The 18,876-nt window shown below is 43.3% G+C and carries 23 protein-coding genes; 17 read left to right on the top strand and 6 right to left on the bottom strand.

The window, feature by feature from the left end; genetic code table 11:
* Positions 1 to 38: 38 nt before the first annotated feature.
* From maiA to F895_RS11685, 10 genes are all read left to right on the top strand, one after another.
* Entirely contained in the window at positions 39 to 674 is a 636-nt protein-coding gene (gene maiA / locus F895_RS11640; protein ID WP_005240459.1) for a maleylacetoacetate isomerase, read from the top strand.
* Between the two features lie 35 nt (positions 675 to 709).
* Positions 710 to 1,411: a fumarylacetoacetate hydrolase family protein gene (locus F895_RS11645; protein WP_005240457.1), complete on the top strand. Its 702-nt coding sequence runs from the start codon at positions 710 to 712 to the stop codon at positions 1,409 to 1,411.
* A 108-nt stretch (positions 1,412 to 1,519) separates the two neighbouring features.
* Positions 1,520 to 2,863, top strand: a complete 1,344-nt coding sequence (locus F895_RS11650; protein ID WP_005240455.1) for an MFS transporter — start codon at positions 1,520 to 1,522, stop codon at positions 2,861 to 2,863.
* 68 nt (positions 2,864 to 2,931) lie between these two features.
* Positions 2,932 to 4,197 (top strand): OprD family outer membrane porin, encoded by a 1,266-nt coding sequence (locus tag F895_RS11655; protein ID WP_370538959.1) that lies wholly within the window; start codon positions 2,932 to 2,934, stop codon positions 4,195 to 4,197.
* A 197-nt stretch (positions 4,198 to 4,394) separates the two neighbouring features.
* Entirely contained in the window at positions 4,395 to 4,928 is a 534-nt protein-coding gene (locus F895_RS11660; protein WP_005240451.1) for a PadR family transcriptional regulator, read from the top strand.
* 144 nt (positions 4,929 to 5,072) lie between these two features.
* Positions 5,073 to 5,381, top strand: a complete 309-nt coding sequence (locus F895_RS11665) for a DUF3861 domain-containing protein (RefSeq protein WP_005240449.1) — start codon at positions 5,073 to 5,075, stop codon at positions 5,379 to 5,381.
* 144 nt (positions 5,382 to 5,525) lie between these two features.
* Positions 5,526 to 5,798, top strand: coding sequence for a DUF2798 domain-containing protein (locus F895_RS11670; RefSeq protein ID WP_005240447.1), 273 nt, complete (start codon positions 5,526 to 5,528; stop codon positions 5,796 to 5,798).
* A 170-nt stretch (positions 5,799 to 5,968) separates the two neighbouring features.
* The gene (locus F895_RS11675) at positions 5,969 to 6,916 is read left to right on the top strand and encodes a pirin family protein (protein ID WP_005240445.1); all 948 of its coding nucleotides are present in this window, start codon (positions 5,969 to 5,971) and stop codon (positions 6,914 to 6,916) included.
* On the top strand, positions 6,913 to 7,311 hold the full coding sequence (locus F895_RS11680; RefSeq protein ID WP_005240443.1) for an OsmC family protein: 399 nt from the start codon (positions 6,913 to 6,915) through the stop codon (positions 7,309 to 7,311). The genes F895_RS11675 and F895_RS11680 overlap by 4 nt, the downstream gene beginning before the upstream one ends.
* Before the next feature lie 97 nt (positions 7,312 to 7,408).
* On the top strand, positions 7,409 to 8,062 hold the full coding sequence (locus tag F895_RS11685; protein ID WP_005240441.1) for a glutathione S-transferase family protein: 654 nt from the start codon (positions 7,409 to 7,411) through the stop codon (positions 8,060 to 8,062).
* A 56-nt stretch (positions 8,063 to 8,118) separates the two neighbouring features.
* On the opposite strand, the gene F895_RS11690 is transcribed toward F895_RS11685, so the two are convergent.
* The 3 genes from F895_RS11690 to F895_RS11700 all read right to left on the bottom strand — a co-directional run bounded on the left by F895_RS11690 (position 8,119) and on the right by F895_RS11700 (position 12,006).
* A complete protein-coding gene (locus tag F895_RS11690; RefSeq protein WP_005240439.1) occupies positions 8,119 to 8,733 on the bottom strand; it encodes an SPOR domain-containing protein in 615 nt (204 codons plus the stop codon).
* 389 nt (positions 8,734 to 9,122) lie between these two features.
* Positions 9,123 to 10,913 (bottom strand): arginine--tRNA ligase, encoded by a 1,791-nt coding sequence (argS, locus tag F895_RS11695; protein ID WP_005240437.1) that lies wholly within the window; start codon positions 10,911 to 10,913, stop codon positions 9,123 to 9,125.
* Positions 10,914 to 11,085: 172 nt separating this feature from the next.
* Complete coding sequence (locus F895_RS11700; protein ID WP_005240435.1) at positions 11,086 to 12,006, bottom strand: Dyp-type peroxidase; 921 nt, start codon at positions 12,004 to 12,006, stop codon at positions 11,086 to 11,088.
* A gap of 157 nt (positions 12,007 to 12,163) precedes the next feature.
* Between F895_RS11700 and F895_RS11705 the strand changes: the two genes are divergently transcribed.
* Positions 12,164 to 12,790 (top strand): LysE family transporter, encoded by a 627-nt coding sequence (locus tag F895_RS11705; RefSeq protein ID WP_005240433.1) that lies wholly within the window; start codon positions 12,164 to 12,166, stop codon positions 12,788 to 12,790.
* A gap of 6 nt (positions 12,791 to 12,796) precedes the next feature.
* Here the strand turns inward: F895_RS11705 and znuB are convergent, their stop codons facing one another.
* From znuB to F895_RS11720, 3 genes are read right to left on the bottom strand one after another with little or no spacing between them, the layout of a single operon-like run.
* Positions 12,797 to 13,606 (bottom strand): zinc ABC transporter permease subunit ZnuB, encoded by an 810-nt coding sequence (gene znuB, locus F895_RS11710; RefSeq protein WP_005240432.1) that lies wholly within the window; start codon positions 13,604 to 13,606, stop codon positions 12,797 to 12,799.
* Between the two features lie 3 nt (positions 13,607 to 13,609).
* Positions 13,610 to 14,398, bottom strand: coding sequence for a zinc ABC transporter ATP-binding protein ZnuC (gene znuC / locus F895_RS11715; RefSeq protein WP_005240430.1), 789 nt, complete (start codon positions 14,396 to 14,398; stop codon positions 13,610 to 13,612).
* Positions 14,371 to 14,868, bottom strand: a complete 498-nt coding sequence (locus F895_RS11720) for a transcriptional repressor (protein ID WP_004656533.1) — start codon at positions 14,866 to 14,868, stop codon at positions 14,371 to 14,373. Before F895_RS11720 ends, znuC begins: the two co-directional genes overlap by 28 nt.
* Before the next feature lie 220 nt (positions 14,869 to 15,088).
* On the opposite strand from F895_RS11720, the gene F895_RS11725 reads away from it, so the two are divergent.
* From F895_RS11725 to F895_RS11750, 6 genes are all read left to right on the top strand, one after another.
* Positions 15,089 to 15,928 (top strand): metal ABC transporter substrate-binding protein, encoded by an 840-nt coding sequence (locus F895_RS11725; RefSeq protein ID WP_005240428.1) that lies wholly within the window; start codon positions 15,089 to 15,091, stop codon positions 15,926 to 15,928.
* A 170-nt stretch (positions 15,929 to 16,098) separates the two neighbouring features.
* On the top strand, positions 16,099 to 16,497 hold the full coding sequence (locus F895_RS11730) for an ATP synthase subunit I (RefSeq protein WP_005240426.1): 399 nt from the start codon (positions 16,099 to 16,101) through the stop codon (positions 16,495 to 16,497).
* Between the two features lie 99 nt (positions 16,498 to 16,596).
* Complete coding sequence (gene atpB, locus F895_RS11735) at positions 16,597 to 17,472, top strand: F0F1 ATP synthase subunit A (protein WP_005240424.1); 876 nt, start codon at positions 16,597 to 16,599, stop codon at positions 17,470 to 17,472.
* Between the two features lie 82 nt (positions 17,473 to 17,554).
* Positions 17,555 to 17,800 carry a F0F1 ATP synthase subunit C gene (atpE, locus tag F895_RS11740; protein WP_000424060.1) on the top strand — a complete coding sequence of 82 codons (246 nt, stop codon included), beginning with the start codon at positions 17,555 to 17,557 and terminating at the stop codon, positions 17,798 to 17,800.
* Between the two features lie 39 nt (positions 17,801 to 17,839).
* Positions 17,840 to 18,310, top strand: coding sequence for a F0F1 ATP synthase subunit B (locus F895_RS11745; RefSeq protein ID WP_004656525.1), 471 nt, complete (start codon positions 17,840 to 17,842; stop codon positions 18,308 to 18,310).
* A gap of 11 nt (positions 18,311 to 18,321) precedes the next feature.
* Positions 18,322 to 18,858 carry a F0F1 ATP synthase subunit delta gene (locus tag F895_RS11750; RefSeq protein WP_005240421.1) on the top strand — a complete coding sequence of 179 codons (537 nt, stop codon included), beginning with the start codon at positions 18,322 to 18,324 and terminating at the stop codon, positions 18,856 to 18,858.
* Positions 18,859 to 18,876: the final 18 nt, after the last annotated feature.

Raw genomic sequence — 18,876 nt, 5'->3', positions numbered from 1 at the left:
AGCTGTGGTGAAAGCACATGCTGCTGAGGAGCGAGTATATGAAACTTTATAGTTTTTTTCGTAGTGGTACATCACATCGAACCCGCATTGCTCTGAATTTAAAGGGTTTGGATTATGAGATAAGTTATGTCTCACTGGCTAAAAATGAGCATCAACAGCTGGACTTTAAGAGATTGAATCCACAGGGTTTTGTCCCCGTATTGGAAACTGAATCTGGTCTGCTGCTACAAAGTCCAGCCATCATCGAATGGATTGAACAGCAATATCCAGAGCCTGCTTTGTTACCAGCAGATGCATTGGGTAAAGAAAAAGTACGCGCCATTGCGGCGTTGATTGGCTGTGATATTCATCCCTTAAACAATAAACGTGTGCTGGAACATTTACGCCAGCTTGGGTTGGATCAGAACCAGATCAATGCATGGTGTGCTAAATGGATTCAAGATGGTTTTTCGGCTTTAGAGCAGATCTTGGCACAAGATCCTACGCGGAAAAAGTTCTGCTATGGCAATCAACCTAGCCTAGCCGATGCCTATTTGATTCCACAGGTAGTGTCTGCACAACGCTTTCAGGTCGACCTATCGGCCTATCCCCAAATTAATGAAATTTATCAGCATTGTATGACGCTTGAAGCATTTCAGAAAGCTGCACCTGAACAGCAAGCAGATGCGTTTTAAGTTGCTGATCCACCTATATCAATAAGGAATATGCCATGAGCTTTATATTTGAACCCATGACACCAGCAGGCCTGTTTATCCACGGCTCAGATCAACAATTTCCAGTCCGTCGAGTTTACTGTGTCGGACGTAACTACGCTGCCCATGCGCGTGAAATGGGTTTTGATCCAGATCGTGAACCACCGTTCTTTTTCTGCAAACCGAATGACTTAGAGTCGATTGTACCTGTTGATCAAGAGGCGGTAGATATTCCTTATCCAAGCGAGACCTCAAATTATCACTATGAAATTGAGTTGGTGGTTGCGATTGGTCGGGATGCCAAGAATGTTTCAGTCGAAGAGGCTGCACAGTATATCTATGGTTATGCAGTGGGCTTGGACATGACGCGCCGTGACCTGCAAATGAGTATGCGTGAAAAAGGGCGTCCATGGGAAATTGGAAAAGCATTCGATTTTTCTGCGCCGATTGGTCCGATTCATCCCATCACCGAAACAGGTGAAATGAATCAGGCGGATATTCATTTGACCGTCAACGGTACAACTGAGCAACGCAGTGATATTAGCCATTTGATCTGGTCAGTTGCTGAAACCATTGCCAATCTATCGACCTTATTTGAACTCAAAGCAGGCGACTTGATCTTTACAGGAACACCTGAAGGGGTGGGTGCTGTGGTTCGAGGTGATGTGATGCGTGCTGAGATTACCGGATTGACTGGCATTACCGTGAATGTGAAATAACGCACTTGATCTGAGTGGTTTAAACAGGTGCTCAAGCTGAAGAACAAATAAAGTTGAGCACCTTTGCTAAGGATTGCATCGGCCAAGGTATTGGCAAAAGGAGTCGTTATGTCTCAAAAAACAATAGATGTGCAAAGTTTCATCGATGAAATTCCGCTTTCAGCTTTGCAAAAATTAATCATGTGGCTGTGCTTTTTGATTGTTGCAATTGATGGTTTTGATACCGCAGCAGTGGGATTTATCGCGCCTGCATTAAAAGCCGAATGGGGACTACAACCCACCGATCTGGCACCGTTATTTGGTGCAGGCTTATTTGGTTTGATGGCAGGTGCACTGGTTTTTGGACCGTTATCCGATAAATTAGGCCGTAAACCGATTTTGATCGGCTCAGTGATCATGTTTGGTTGCGCCAGTCTATTTGCAGCCTTTTCTTCAGACCTACAAACCCTGATTATCTGGCGTTTTCTGACAGGTTTAGGTTTGGGTGGTGCTTTACCCAATGCGATTACCTTAACTTCAGAATATGCACCAACTTCCCGACGTTCAAATCTGGTCACCATGATGTTTTGTGGTTTTACCATTGGCTCTGCCTTGGGTGGGATTTTGTCGGCTCAATTGCTGCCACATATTGGTTGGCATGGCATTTTACTGATTGGTGGGATTGCTCCTTTATGCACAGTCCCTTTTTTATATTATTTACTGCCTGAATCGTTACGGTTTCTTGTGCTGAAACAAAAAAGTACCGAAAAAATTGAAAGCATTATCCGTCGTATCGCACCACAGATCAGCGAGATTCCACACTTAGTACCCACCGTAAATGAAGTTGCGAAATCGAGTTTAAAAAATTTGTTCGGCAAAGGTTTTGCCTTGGGAACATTTCTGATCTGGTTCACTTTTTTTATGAGCTTTCTGATTATTTATATGATCTCAAGCTGGATGCCAACCTTATTGACCAACGCCGGTTTTAACTTATCCAACGCCTCATGGCTCACCTCGATTTTCCAGATTGGCGGGACGATTGGTGCCATTGTCTTGGGCTTGCTGATGGACAAGCTGGATGCCACCAAAGTGTTAAGCACCGCTTATGCATTTGGTGGTCTATTTCTGATTTGTCTCGGTTTGGGAATCGAACAAGCCAACACGGTATTGCTGATGTTTGCCATGTTTGGTGTCGGTGCCGGAATCAGTGGGTCACAGGTCGGTGCCAATGCCTTTTCTTCCAGTTTTTATCCCACCCATTGTCGTGCAACAGGCGTGAGTTGGGCCAATGCGGTCGGACGTGCTGGTTCTGTGGTGGGTTCGATCATGGGGGGCTGGCTGATGTCATTGCATCTTTCTAACTTTGCTATTCTCAGTCTGCTCGCCATTCCCGCTTTTTGTGCCGCAGTTTCATTGTTGTTGATTAAACGTCTTAAAAAAGAACAGCCTAGCGTTGTGACAACTCTCGGCTGAGTTCAAGCCATTGCCAATAAAAATAGATCGCTGTGCCAGTGGATGGCACGGCAACTCAACACAGGATGATTGATTCTATGCACCACTTTAATGTGAAAATTGTAGCGCTGAGTATCTTGCTGCCAATGTCTGGGGCAAGTTCGGGCGTATGGGCAGCTGACCCCACCCAGCCCATTCAAGACGAATGGAAATTTAACCTGAAGAATGCCTATCTATACCGTGATTATGCCAATAGCAATGCAAAAAACTTTGGCAGTTGGTCTCAAGGGGTATCTTTGTTTTATACCTCAAACTTATACGATACCCCTTTCGTGATCGCAGACAAGCCAATTCGGATCGGGGCGGATGCTTCGGTACAATATGCAGTACGGTTAAGCGCAGATCGACACGTCAGTGATATGGTATTGCCTTTTGATCGGCAGACCCAGTCCCAAGCGGCTGATTATTCAAAGTATGGAGCAACCCTGAAACTAGGCTATGGCAAAACTTTATTGAGTGTTGGGGAGCTATGGCTGGACTTGCCTGTTACCAGCTCGGATGCCAGTCGTCAGTTAATTACCTCCTATTGGGGCAGCAGTTTAAAATCACAGATTTCGGATCAACTCTATGCTGAACTGGGTCGGGTGACAAAAGTGTCTCCACGTAATGAAGATAACTTTCATAAGTTCTCCTTCAGCTCGAATGGTAAAACGGCCTATTCCGATGGCCTGAATTATCTTGACCTACGTTATCAGCTGACCCCCTCGCTCAAAGCTGAATATTACTTTGGCAATTTAGAAGATTTATATAACAAACACTATCTCGGTCTGGAGCATACCTGGAAACAGCCCACTTTTTCACTGAACTCCAAGTTTAAATATTTCAATGCCAAAAATGATGGCGACAATTTTAAGATCGATGCCCAGAATATCGGGGTGTTGGAAATGCTGAAAGTAAACAATCAGAGTTTTGGTTTGGGTTATCAGCAAATTATGGGTGAATCAGCCTATCCTTTACCCGATGGATTTTTACCTGAGTTGTATTTTATCAACTGGAATGCCACAGGCTTTTTTAAGCAGAATGAAAAGTCCTATCATCTGATGTACGGCTATGATTTTAAGGACTACGTACCAGGGTTAAATGCTATGGTGAAATATGTCTATGGTTATGACTTTAAAACAGCCGATGGTGTGAAAAACCATGAAACTGAATCGAATGTCTTGGTCAATTATGCTTTTCAGCAGCCTTATTTAAAGGGCTTTGCCATTCAATATCTACGTGTTGATTACAAAGTCAAACATGGCAATGACTTTGGTGAAGATCGTCTGTTTGTGAATTATACGAAACGATTCTAATTGCATGCAAAGTCATAAAAAAGAGTGCCTGAGCACTCTTTTTTATTGCTTAATTTTGCTCAAGCGCTTTTTAAAGAATAAATAATTCATTGATTATCAAAATATTAAAATTTAAAGATATATCTTAACTTGCTATAAGACTATTTAAGATATATCTTAATTGTCGCAAATTAAGCAAATATAGAGAAAAATAACAGATGAAATATCAATCCGAGCATTCTCATGATGAAGCCGAAGCGGCTTTATTCCATCGGGAACATCCTCGTTCAGGCCGCCGTGGTCGCTTATTTGAATCAGGTCGCATGAAACTGTTGGTGTTGCATTTGATTCAGCAAAGCCCCAAACACGGTTATGAAATTATTAAAGAAATTAGCGATCTGGTCGGTGATGGTTATAGCCCAAGTGCAGGAACGATTTATCCAACGCTGACCACACTGGAAGAAATGAATTTGATTCGCCTGCTGGATGCCGAACGTAAGCAATACCAGATCACCGACTATGGCGACAGTTATTTAAAAGAGCAGCAAGACATGCTATTGGCACTTCTACAAAAGCTACGACTAAGACGTGAAATTCACAATAATGATCAGCTGATTGATATCCACCGCGCCATGGAGAACCTCAAGACGGCATTGCGCTTAAAACTGAATATCGCGGATTTGCAACAAGAGCAGATCCATCAAATTGCGGAAAAAATTGATCAGGCCGCCATCGCAATCGGACGTTTATAAGTTGGGGCGAGTTGTCAGAGCTACAACACAAAACAAGCGGGCACCGTTTGTACAGTCTTTGGCTGCGGTATTTCATCAATTTAAAGTCGATCTGATAGAGGTTGAAATCAAAGAGAGTGCTGAGCAGCACCTTGGAGCAGAAGTATGAAACAACATCAATATCATGTCACGGTGCAACATTTAAAAGATGCGAAAGGGCATGTCTCAACCTATAGTGAGCGTCTAGAGTTTTATACGGGCAATCATGACGATCTCTTCGAGATAGTCGAACGTTTGAAGAAAGCAGATTTTTTTGATGATCAAACCACCAAGTCATTTGCAGTGGGTTTAAAACTATTTAGTGAGGTGATGTTAGAAAATAAAGATCATCCATTATTCGCAACGTTCTTACCTCAATTTGGTCAATTTATGAAAAATTTAAAACAGCAGGTGAAACAAGATCTTCTGGAATAAGACGAATTTAAAACAAGAGGTATTGTCAATTTGACAACAGGTTGTTGCATAGATAGCACTCTGCGTATCAGCAATATATGGTGTCGACGAAGCTTTAAATTGTTAAAATAAACTAAAGAGTTTTTTTATTAAAATAGGCTGAAAATGCAGGAATTGAAAGCAAGCTCTTGGCGGATTGCGAAATTGCCCGCCAAGTATGCGATGTGGATATTACCATTGATTCTATCCTTTTTTATGAGTGGGACGCTGTCACTGGTTAATCTATGGATGAGGACAGGTTTTATTCCAGGTTTTCTGATCATATGGCTAGAGACATGGATGTTTTCCTGGCTGATCGCCTATCCTTTGGTGTTGATTTTATTGCCCGTAGTTCGGCGATTAACAGGTCTGATTGTGGATATGCAACCTAAGCCATAAACTGGATGAGGCGGCATTATCTAGAAGGGCAACGCTTCTTGAATTTTCATCAGGATTGTCCTATGAATAGCACTCTGTGTATTACGAAAAGACTATATTGCTGAATGTATGTATTGTTAAGATCAAGATATCAACTCATTGCATTAGCATAGGTAACAGAGAGCAATATCATGAGCAATAATAACGACTACGATATTTCTGATTCAAAAGACTGCGAAACATATATCAATCAATTTATTCAAGAATTTACTATTCGCTCGGCCGAAATTGGCAAGGGAACCGTGATTAAACGTGCTTTACCGAGTCGACAAAAGCGCTTGGTCGGGGCATGGTGTTTTCTCGATCATGCTGGGCCTGTGAGCTTTCCTGCAGGTGATGGTCTGGATGTGGGGCCGCATCCACATATTGGTTTGCAGACTTTTACATGGATGATTGAAGGCACCATGATGCATACCGATAGTCTGGGTTCAAAACAACTCATCCGTCCGAAACAGGTCAATTTGATGACCGCCGGTCGTGGGATTTCACACACTGAAGTTGCACCTGATACTGAAACTAAAATGCACGCTGCTCAGCTATGGATTGCCTTGCCTGATGACAAACTGAATATACAGCCTAAGTTTGAACACTATCCAGAATTACCAATTGTAAATAAAGATCAGGTTGAATTTACCGTACTGGTTGGAGATTTCCTCGACACAACTTCACCTGTGCAGGTGCATACGCCTTTAGTGGGTGTAGATCTTACCGCACAAGCCGATACCAAGACCCGTATTCCATTAAACCCAGAGTTTGAATATGCGTTTATGGCACTTGAAGGTACCGCTCGCGTTAATGGTCATGAACTTACTGCCGATAACATGGTGGTACTGGAAACTGGGCTGACGGAAATTGAGGTAGAACTTACCCAAGGGCATCGTTTGTTGCTGATTGGCGGAGAACCGTTTCAATCGCCGATTTTGCTGTGGTGGAATTTCGTAGGCCGAACGATGGAAGAGTTAAAGCAAGCGCGTGAAGACTGGGTGAACCATGATGCACGTTTCGGCGAAATTCCAGATTATCAGGGCAAACGTTTGGAAGCCCCTGTGTTACCCGATCAAATGAGGGCATCAAAATGAGTATGATTGCAAGTGCAACCGTCCAGACTTTGCCAGAACCTTGGAAGGGTGAGGTACACAGTGGCAGGCATCAATTCCTTACCGATAAACCAGAACAGTTTGGAGGACATGATACAGGTCCTGCACCTTATGATTTCCTCACCGCAAGTTTGGCTTCATGTACCATGATCACCTTGCGTATGTATGCGCAGCATAAGGAAATCGATTTAGGTGAATTCAAGGTTGAGGTGGATTTTCATATCAATCGCGAGCAGCAGGAGCGTATAGAACGTCGAGTTGTGTTTAAGCAACCTGTTGCACAGGATTTGCAAGAAAAACTTCTTAATGTCTGTAGCAAAACACCAGTAACTAAAACTTTGTTACGTAGTTTAGACATTCACACCATGATTCTTTAAGACTAAAGTGCTATTGTGCTTGGGCAAAACAAAATTCTAAGCGTAACCGTGAGAGGGACTAACACCATGGTTACGCAGCTCAAAAGCAGGCACAAAAATGATTACCTTACATTACCTACAATGTTCACGTTCGTTCCGTATCTTGTGGGCATTAGAAGAACTTGGTGTGGATTGCCAAGTTGAGTATTATCAAAGGTTAGCCAATTTCTCAGCACCCAACAGCCTCAAACAGATCCATCCATTGGGTAAAGCACCTATTTTAGTGGATGGTGACGATGTGATTGTTGAATCTGCTGTCATTTTAGACTACTTGCAGCAACAGTATGATCTGCAACATCAATTTAAACCGCAACAAGCTGCTGATCAACGCCAATATTCCTATTGGATGCATTATGCAGAAGGCTCATTAATGCCTTTATTGGTCATGACTTTGGTGATGAACAATGTCAGTAAACATGTTCCTTGGGTGATTCGTCCCATCGCTGAAAAAATTAGTGATGGTGTCAAAGCAGGTTTTGTGCGTCCGCGCGTCAAAGAACATATTTTGTATCTTGAAGATTATCTGGCAAAACATGATTATTTTGCAGGCGACTTTTCTTTTGCAGATATTCAAATGGCCTTTCCGTTGATCGCCATACAAAATCGTTTACATGGTAAATATCCGCATATTCAAGCTTTTGTACAACGGGTTCAACAACGTCCAGCCTTTCAGCGTGCTGAACAAAAAACCTTACATTCGCAATGCGCATAGAATTTTGAGCATTAAAAAAGGGAACCATGGGTTCCCTTTTTTAATGGATTTTTGCCTTAGCGTTTAATCACAATAGAGTCAATACCGCTGTGTTGCAAGGTTTGTTGTGCGGCCAGTGCAGATTCCTGACTATCGTAAGGTCCAGAGAATACACGGTACCAAGTCTGACCATTTTCAACGCTTTTCACCACATCAGCAGATAAACCATTTAGAATAATTTCTGCACGACGCGCATCGGCACTGTCTGGGTCAGGATAGCTGCGAACCTGTAAAATGTAGGTCGCATGTGCGGGTGCTGTGGGTTGTTCAGTTGCACTGATTCCGCTATCAGGCTCTTGAGTTGTGGTGGTTTGTGGTTTTGGTGATTCAATAATGACTACATTTCCTTGAGTTTTGGTCTCAGGTACCGCTTGTTCAGGAATTGGGGTTACTTGCTGTTGAGGAAGCAAGTCATAAAAACGGTAGTCTTTATTGGTATTTTCTTCTTGATAATGTTCAGAGGTCACCTGATTTTTCGCAGGTACGGGCTGCCATGGTTGCCAAAGCATCAACATCACCGCAGCACATAGAATCGCGAGAATGGCGACAAGCATTCCTAACCACTTTGGAATGAGCGGTTTTTTAGGCTTGTTTGGTCGTTCAGATACACCACGTTGCGTTTTTCCAAACACCGGAAAATTCCTCTTGATCCTATTGGTTTATTTGTAACTTGAATCTGCTTAAAAACAAAGCATTATGTTTAAAAATAATGCTTTGTTTACCATATTGTTTAACAATGATGGCTTAAGTTTACATGGGTTTAAAGCGTTGCTTTACTCATTACCGTTCACCTTAGGCATAGCCCTCCGATGCAAAGAGGGCTTGCTTACATCGGTACCTCAGGCATCGCCTTCGGTCTTGCGACGATGTGCAAAGCGTTGCTTTGCTATTTTACAGCCCACCTCAAGCATAGCTTTCGGTCTTGCAGCCATGTGTGAAGCTTCGCTTCACTATTTACATGGTTACTTCGGGCACAGCCCTTCGTCTTGCGACCATGTGTGAAGCTTTCGCTTCACTTTTTTTACATGGTCTCAGGAGCGGAGACACCAAGCAATTCTAAGCCATTATGTAGAACTTGCTGTACGTTGATTGAAAGCAATAAACGTGCTTGAGTCAGAGCCACATCATCACCCAATACTTTATGCTCGTTGTACCATGCGTGGAACAAGGCCGCCAATTCTTTCAGATAGTTACCAATCTGGTGCGGTTCATAGGCATTGGCTGCACGAACCAAGATATCTGGATACGCAGCAAGCTTAGATAAAATTTCTGTTTCAGCGTCAAGTTCTAAACGGTTGGCTTGTTCACGCGCCGCAACAGCATCAAAACTGATCCCTGTAGTGGCTGCTTTTTCTAACATACGGCAAATACGGGCATGTGCATATTGAATGTAATACACTGCATTGTCTTTGCTTTGTGAGACGGCAAGATCGAGGTCAAAATCGATGTGTTGTTCAGACTTGCGCATCACATAGTAGAAACGCGCCGCGTCATTCCCCACTTCTTTACGAAGATCACGCAATGTCACGAACTGACCTGAACGAGATGACATTTGTACCATCTCGCCACCACGCCACAAACTTACGAACTGAACCAAAAGTACGGTCAGTTTTTTGGAGTCGTAACCCATGGCATCAATCGCTGCTTTCACACGTGCAATATACCCGTGGTGGTCTGAACCCCAGATATCAATCAGGTCAGTATAGCCACGTTGTAATTTATTCAAGTGATAAGCAATGTCAGAAGCAAAGTAAGTGGTTTGACCATTACGACGTTTCACTACACGGTCTTTTTCATCACCGAACTCGGTCGATTTAAACCAGATATTACCGTCCTTTTCATAGAGGTAACCACGTTGGTCTAATGTCTCAAGCGCTTCGTCAATCTTGTCGGTCAGGGAGTCTTCACTGAACCATTTGTCAAAGGTTACACCAAAGTCTGCCAAGTCATCTTTGATATCATCCAAGATGGCATGTAAAGCTGCTTGATGGAAAACACGGTAGTCCGCACCCAAGTGTTGTTGTGAGTTTGCGATCAAACCATCAATGTGCTTTTCTTTGTCGCCAGAAAGAATAACTTTATTGCCTTCTGCATCGAGTTGTTCAGCGTATTGAACATCTTCGGGTACATCTTTATAGATGTCAGCAACGGCACGAACGTGGGCATTGCCATCTTTATCAATAATTTCTTGTGCAATTTCTTTGACGTAGTCACCTTGGTAGGCATTTTTAGGAAAAACTAAAGTTTGACCAGTCAATTCTAAATAACGTAAATAAGTTGAAGTGGCCAAAATATCCATTTGACGGCCTGCATCATTGACATAGTATTCGCGGTCAACGGATGCACCTGTTGCTTCTAATAAGTTCGCAACAGTCATGCCATAGGCTGCACCACGACCATGTCCGACATGCAGACTAGAAGTTGGATTGGCAGAGACAAATTCGACTTGGATTTTTTTAGCTGCATTGGCTTGGCTGCGACCATAATCATTTTTTTGCGCTTGAATTTGGTCGAGCACTGCATAGCGCTGATCAGCATTTAAAAAGAAGTTGATAAAACCCGGACCTGCAATTTCTGACTTAGTAATGTCCGCCACTTCAGGGAGGGCCGCCAGGATTTTTTCAGCAAGATCGCGTGGTTTCATGCCCGCGGCTTTTGAACCGATCATGGCAATATTTGAAGCGAAGTCTCCGTGACTTCGGTCTTTGGTACGGGTTAAATGGCTCGTGTTGGTCCAATCTGAAGGAAGTACACCTTGCTGTTGCAGAGTTTGTACCGCATGATCAAGAGCTGCTTGTATTGCCGTATTCATAGTTACCGAAAATAAATGTCGCGGAAAAACGAACAATATAGCAAACTTTATCGGCTTAGGGGGAGTGGGATTGATCTGGAATTAACATATTCCTATAAAACTTTTTAAGTTCATGTTTTAAAGCTGGGTTTTAAAGATGCTATACCCTTGATAGATATAGCATCTTGGTGTTTTAGTCTTCTAAAAGTTGTGCTAATAATTCATCACTTGGCGCAAAATAATAAGCACCATCAATGGCAGTAGTGAAATGCAATAAGCGGTCATGGATACCATCACCTGTGGTGCCGAACATGCGTTTCAGCATTTCATCAATAATACTGAGGTTGTTGGTATAAGCGACGAAAAATAAACCTTGCTCACCTTTGCCATCTCCATAAGGCAAGCTGTGGCGCAAGATTTCCATTTCTTCCCCTTTATCATCTTCCACCACGGTACGTGCCACATGTGAGTTTTCTGGCTTGATCTCATCATCTAGTTCAATTGACTCTAGTTTGGTACGACCAAAGACATGCTCTTGCGCATCGACTTTGAGCATTTGCCATTTTGCCAGATCATGAACATAGCGTTGTGCAAAGATAAAACTGCCATTGGCAAAAGCTTCGGCTGTTTCTGGGAGTAGGGCGGCTTCAGCACGGTCATCTGGGAATTGCGGGTTTTCCGTCCCATCAATAAAGCCGGTCATGTCACGGCCATCAAAGAAACGGAAGCAAGCACGTTCATCCAAAACCTCAACTTTATCTTGAATACCCTGAAAGAAGGCTTGGCTGATGGCAAAGCAGATATCTGCACGGGCACTGGCAATATGAATAAACACATCGGCAGGAACTACAGGCATATTGAAGGCGCCTTGTTGCGGATCGAGTTGCTTAAAGCCTTCTGGAGTTTGAGAATAGAGTTTTGACCAGAGTTCAGGGCCAAATGCAACCGCAGTTTTGATCTGGTCATTGGGATGCTGTGTGATCAGGCGATCACGTGTTGAAAGTAGAACTTCAATTTGTTGTTTTAATTCGGCAACACTTAAATCTTTTAAACGTAAAACAATAAAGCGGGCATGGTCAGAAGGTAGTGGAAGAATGACAGATTGCGCAGTCATTAAAATCTCCTTAGTTGTTTTTTAAGGGACAAAAAGAATAATTGTGCCTGATGTGATGAAGGCTGAGTAGCTTATTTATGAAATTTTATTGTCCAAAATATCATCATGATAGCTTGATAAAACGGTATAATTTCCGTTTTTTTCAGACACGACTTCTATGTCTTTGCATATTTGGTTTGCTTTTATGTTGGCTTGCTGGGTGATTAGTATTTCTCCAGGGGCTGGTGCAATTGCCTCAATGTCGAGTGGTCTCAACTATGGCTTTCAGCATGGCTATTGGAATGCGATCGGTTTGCAAGTGGCCCTGATTCTACAAATTTTGATTGTCGCTGCGGGCGTTGGTGTCCTATTTGCCACGACTCCTTGGGCTTTTCAGGTGGTGAAATGGTTTGGTGTGATTTATTTGCTCTATCTAGCTTATATGCAGTGGACAGCACCTATCCAAAACATCGAGATTCAGCAGGAACAGAATGATAAATCTGCTTTGGCTTTGGTGTTTAAAGGCTTTGTGGTGAATATGAGCAACCCCAAAGCAATCGTATTTTTATTGGCTGTTCTACCGCAGTTTTTGGACTTAAATCGACCACAGTGGCTGCAATACCTGATCATGGCAATGACAATGGTGACGATTGATTTGATTGTCATGGCGGGCTATACCGGACTGGCATCGAAAGTGTTGAGACTGCTTCGCTCACCGACACAGCAAAAATATTTAAATCGTGGGTTTGCCGTGATGTTTAGTGGTGCAGCCTTATTATTGAGTGTAATTCAGCAATCGGCCTAAATCGTGTTAGGCAGATTGTGACTGGCTTTTAAATTTTTGTGCGATAAAAATGGCAGCAAAACACAGCGCCATACATAAAACGATGCTTAGCCCCGTTGCAATATTTAAAGCAGCGCTTGACCATAAGCCAACGGTAACGCCAAACTGTGCTAACACAAATGCCCAGATCACCATTTGTTTAGGAGAGTGTGCCAGTAAACGGGCACTGAGGGCTGGGATGACCAGCAGCGCGCCCATCAAGAGTGAACCCACCGCACGTAACGCCAGTACCGTAAACAATGCCAATAACAACATAAAGACCAGACGTTGCCAGTTGGCATTTACCCCTTCACTCATCGCAATATCAGGATCAATTGCAATCTGAATCTGAGCTGACCATGAACGATAGAGCACGATCAGTGCAGCACTGATCACCACTGCAAACATGGGTAAATCAGACCACTCGATACTGAGTAAATCACCAAATAGATAGCTCAATAATTCCGGGCGTAGGCTTGGCACTTGCTGAATTAACAGTAGGCCAGAGCAGAGTAGGGTGGCCGAGCTTAAAGCGAGCAGTGCATCATTGGGTAAGCGTGAATCATGCAGCACCCATAGCAGGGCAACCAGCAATAGGGCGAGGCAGGCTACACCGAGCCAGAACGGTAAATTCAGAATACCTGCAACTGCCACACCGAGCAGGGTACCATGTGCCATGGTGTCGGCAAAAAAAGACATTCTGCGCCACAGCATCAGGCAACCGAGTGGAGCGGTCAGGAAAACCAGCAATGACCCCATGATCCAAGCAGGTAACAGGAGTTGTAACCATTCCATCATGGCTTAGACCTTTGGTTCTGGGTGGATATGAGGACGCGGATCGTGGGAACACGGTTCAGCATGATCACTATGGCCACAGTGGTTGTGATGGTGCTGGTAGAACATCCTTTGGGTACCAAAAATGGCTTGGTATTCTGGATGCTGTTGAATGCTTTCAGGTAGACCGCTGCAACAGATGTGTTTGTTCAGGCAGACCACACGGTGCGTCCCTTGCATCACCCATTGCAAATCATGCGACACCATCAGCACAGCACAGCCATAACGTTCAGGTAAGCTACGTACATATTCATACAGTTCAGCTTCGGACTGAATGTCCAGCCCCTGCATCGGTTCATCCAAGACGAGAATATCAGGCTGACGCAGTAAGGCGCGAGCCAGTAACACCCGTTGCCGTTCACCCCCTGACAGCTGCTGTACTTTGGATGCCTGTAATTTTTGGATGCCTGTGTCGCGAATAATCTCTGCACGTAAATCTGCTGTGCAGATTTCCAGATCCAGTAAATCTTGTACTCGTAAAGGCAAGCTGGCAGATGGATTAAACTTTTGCGGCACGTAGGCCAGTTTTAATTTTTTAGCACAGTGGATCTTGCCTTTATTGGGGGACATGATGCCAAGCAGTACTTTGATTAATGTAGATTTACCCGCGCCATTGGGACCAATCAGCGTCACAATCTCTTTTGCCTGCAAAGCAAAATCTACATTTCTCAAAATATCCCGTTCGTCTCGCCGAACTGAGATATTCTCCAGTTGAATAAGTGGAGTGCTTATTGGCGTGTGCTGCACTGATGACATTTTCCAGAAATTTCAATAATGCTGTGCTGCGCTAAGAATTGGTCTGAGGCGGCGAGTTGATCAAGCTGCTGGATCAGCCCTTGTGCAGATGCTTCTTTGACGGAATGACATTCTGTACAGATGAGAAACGCGGCTTGATGTCCTTCACGCGGGTGACAACAAGGAATATAGGCATTAATTGAAGTCAGCCTGTGAATCAACCCTTTTTCTAATAAAAAGTCTAAGCTACGATACACTGTTGGTGGTGCAGCAGGGCGGTCTGCCTGACCTTTGATTTTCGCCAATAAATCATAGGCGCCCATTGGGCCAGAGGCATTTAAAATGAGTTCAAGCACTTCTTTACGTAAAGGTGTCAGGCGAGCGCCAGTTGCAGTACATAACAGTTCTGCCTCAGCAAGTCGCGCTTTAATGTCATGATGACCATGAACACCATGTAAGGCATTGTCATGTTCATGTGAACAAGAACTCATAGATTGACCTCATTGTTTTTGTAAAATCTATCGATGTTTCAGTGGGTCATAAAGGTTTATGACATTTCAATAGATTTACTATCATAACATGCAATTTAATATAACGAGCTATATATAAGTTAAGCTCGTGGTCGATCGGGCTATGAATCTTAAAATAGACATAGGCATTTTTTAACTTTTGTTATATTATAACATGCTTTATTTCGTGAGTAATGTTGAAATGTCCCGCCTAATTGTTTTTGTCTTGTTTTCGATGTTAAGCACATGGGGCTGGACACAAAGCTTGGTGGTTTCAACACATCCAATTTATTTGATTGCCAAACAAGTCACAGATGGAGTAGAACAACCTGTTCTGCTCCTGAAAGACCAGAGTGGTCATGATGTACAACTTACCCCTGCTCATCGTAAAGCGATTCAAGATGCGTCATTGGTCATCTGGTTGGGTAAATCCCATGAAGCGCCACTGGAAAAAATGTTGAGCTCGAACCGTAAAGCGATTGCTTTATTGGACTCAGGTATTTTAACCACTTTGCCACTACGTAATTTGCGTGGTGCGTCTATGCCAAATACTATAGATAGTCATGTGTGGTTGGATCCGAATAATGCAGTTCGCATCGCATTTTTTATCGCGACCTTACGTTCGCAGCAATATCCCGAAAATCGGGCCAAATATATGGCCAATGCCAAAGAATTTTCACAGCAAATGTTGCAGGCTTCTCAACAATATGAAAGTTCAACCAAAACCAAGAACTATTGGTCTTATCATGATGCCTATCAATACTTGGAGCGGGCCTTAAACTTGAAATTTGCAGGCGCATTAACGGATGATCCGCACATTGCTCCGACTGCAGCCCAAATCAAGTATTTAAGAGATAATCGCCCACAAAATAAAATGTGCTTATTGGCTGAAACGACAGCGAGTGCCAGTCAGTACCAAAAAATGAACCCAGTAGTTTTCCAACCGGTCGATGAAAGCATGCGTGGCGAAGACAATTTTGTAACAGCGTGGCAAAAATTGGCTTCAAAAACCGATAAATGCGTAATAAGTGCACAAAATTGATCAAAAAAATAAAAATCAATTGACTCTATCGTCAGAAAATATGGTAACGAAAAAACCCGACTTAAGTCGAGAAAAGATTGCATGTTCAGGGGTGTAACTCTATAATGCCTGCGATTCGAAACGATCATGATTAAAACTTGTCAAGCAGTTCTGCTGTAAGTGGGTAAAAAATGAGCCAAACTAGTCGCATGATTGACCGACGATTAGCAAAAGCTTTGGTCTTCTTACAAGCGTGTATGATTGCTGTTGCAGCGTTGCTTGCATGGGCAATAAAAGATACAACTGCTGCTTTGAGTGCTGCGCTTGGGGCTTTGGTATGTTGGTTGGCACACTGTTATTTTGCTTGGCAGTCGTTTAGAACGGCAGGCGCAAGAGCATCAAAACAAGTCATGCTGAATATGTACCGAGGAATGCTCGGTAAGTTTGCGATTGTGATCGTGGGTTTTATATTAATTTTGAGCAATGTTAAACCGCTGTCACCGGTTGCATTGTTTTGTGGATTTATTCTCGTACAAGCGATGTCGTGGGTCGCGCCATTTTGGGTGGCACGTCTACAAAAACGAGGGTAAGGCACATTTTGAGATTTTTGGAAGTAGAAGCGGAATTATGGCCATCCGCATGATTCGTTTCTCTTCTTTTTAATGATTGACATTGACCAGGTGTGATTTATGGCTGCTGAAGAACATGCCCTGACTTCGACCGAGTATATCAAGCATCACTTGACCAATATGACCTATGGCAAAATGCCTGACGGTACATGGAAATTGGCTGAGACTGCTGAAGAAGCTCATTCGATGGGGTTCACTGCAATTCACTTGGATTCAATGGGTTGGTCTATCGGACTTGGTGTTATTTTCTGTTTGTTGTTCTGGACAGTTGCGAAAGCTGCGAATGCAGGTGTTCCAACTAAATTTCAGTCAGCGATTGAAATGATTATCGAGTTTGTTGACTCAAGTGTTCGTGATACTTTCCACGGCAAATCACGCTTAATTGCACCCTTGGCATTAACCATTTTCGTGTGGATTTTCCTCATGAACGCAATGGACTTAATCCCAGTTGACTGGATCCCGTATACAGCTCAATTGATTGGTGCAAACGTATTTGGCATGGACCCTCACCACGTTTACTTCAAGATCGTTCCATCTACTGACCCGAACATTACCCTTGGTATGTCGTTGTCTGTATTTGTTTTAATCTTGTTCTATAGTATTCGTGAGAAAGGGATCGGCGGTTTCGTCGGTGAATTGGCACTTAACCCATTCAACCCAAGTAACAAATTTGCAAAAGCGTTATTGATTCCAGTGAACTTAATTTTGGAATTAGTAACTTTCCTTGCTCGTCCAGTTTCGTTGGCTCTACGACTGTTCGGTAACATGTATGCGGGTGAGTTGATCTTCATCTTGATCGCATTATTGCCGTTCTGGATCCAGTGGGCGTTATCTGTGCCTTGGGCTATCTTCCACATTCTCGTAATCACGCTGCAAGCATTTATCTTTATGATGCTGACCATCGTTTACTTGAGCATGGCAAGCGAAAAGCATTAATGGTATTGCCTGATTGTCACCTGACAGTTGGGCTTAAATTTTAGTTTAATTTGGTAATAACCTAACCTCTGAGGAATTTTTCATGGAACTCACTTTAGGTCTAGTTGCAATTGCATCTGCTATCTTGATCGCTTTCGGTGCTTTAGGTACTGCGATTGGTTTCGGTCTTTTAGGCGGTCGCTTCTTAGAAGCTGTTGCTCGTCAACCAGAATTGGCTCCACAACTTCAAACTCGTATGTTCTTAATTGCGGGTCTTCTTGATGCTGTGCCTATGATCGGTGTTGGTATTGGCTTGTTCTTCATCTTCGCTAATCCATTTGTAGGTTAATAGCTTAATTCCTAAATCCACATATTGAGGAATAGCGAAATGAATATCAACCTCACATTGATTGGCCAGGCAATTGCATTTGCGATCTTTGTCGCATTCTGCATGAAGTTTGTTTGGCCACCACTAATCAATGCGATTAGTGAGCGTCAGCGTAAAATCGCTGATGGCTTAAATGCTGCTGAAAAAGCAAAAGCTGACCTTGCTGATGCGCAAGCACAAGTTAAGGCAGAATTAGACGCAGCAAAAGCACAAGCGGCTCAATTGATCGAACAAGCGAACCGTCGTGCAGCACAATTGATCGAAGAAGCGCGTACCCAAGCATCTGCTGAAGGTGAGCGTATTCGTCAACAGGCGAAAGAAACTGTTGATCAAGACATCAATTCTGCTCGCGAAGAATTACGTCAACAAGTTGCTGCTTTGGCAGTTGCTGGCGCAGAAAAAATTCTGAACCAACAAGTTGACGCAGAAGCTCATAATGCCATGCTGAATCAGCTGGCTGCTAAACTTTAAGCGAGGCGAATATGGCTGAACTCTTGACGTTAGCACGCCCGTACGCCAAAGCAGCATTTGCTTATGCATCTGAGCAGAATGCAACTGACGCTTGGTCAAATGCGTTACAACTGCTCGGTGCTGCGGTGCAAGACGAAGCATTTTCCGCTTATTTAAATCGCCCTGAGCTGACTCCTGCGGAACAAGTAGGTCTTTTTGCGAAGGTTTTAGGTGAAGATCAGTCTCAATCAGTGTCAAATTTCTTGACCTTGCTTGCAGACAACGATCGTTTGGTTTTATTGCCTGAAATCGCAGCAGAATACGAATTACTTAAATCGCAGAACAACAACACATTGGAAGTAGAGATTGAATCTGCTTTTCCAATGGATGCGACACAAGAGCATATTTTAGCTCACGCGCTTGAAAAACGTTTTAACAGAACAGTTCATGTCACTGTTAACGTTAATCCAGCGTTAATCGCAGGTGTTGTGATTCGTGCAGGCGACCAAGTGATAGATGACTCTGCGCTTAACAAGCTTGAAAAAATGCGGACTCGTCTTCTTGCCTAATAGCAAAAAGACTGAACT

It is taken from the genome of Acinetobacter sp. CIP 64.2, from assembly GCF_000369645.1.
GTDB lineage: Bacteria > Pseudomonadota > Gammaproteobacteria > Pseudomonadales > Moraxellaceae > Acinetobacter.
Note: the sequence above shows the minus strand (reverse complement) of the source record. Positions and strands in the feature narration are given on the sequence as shown.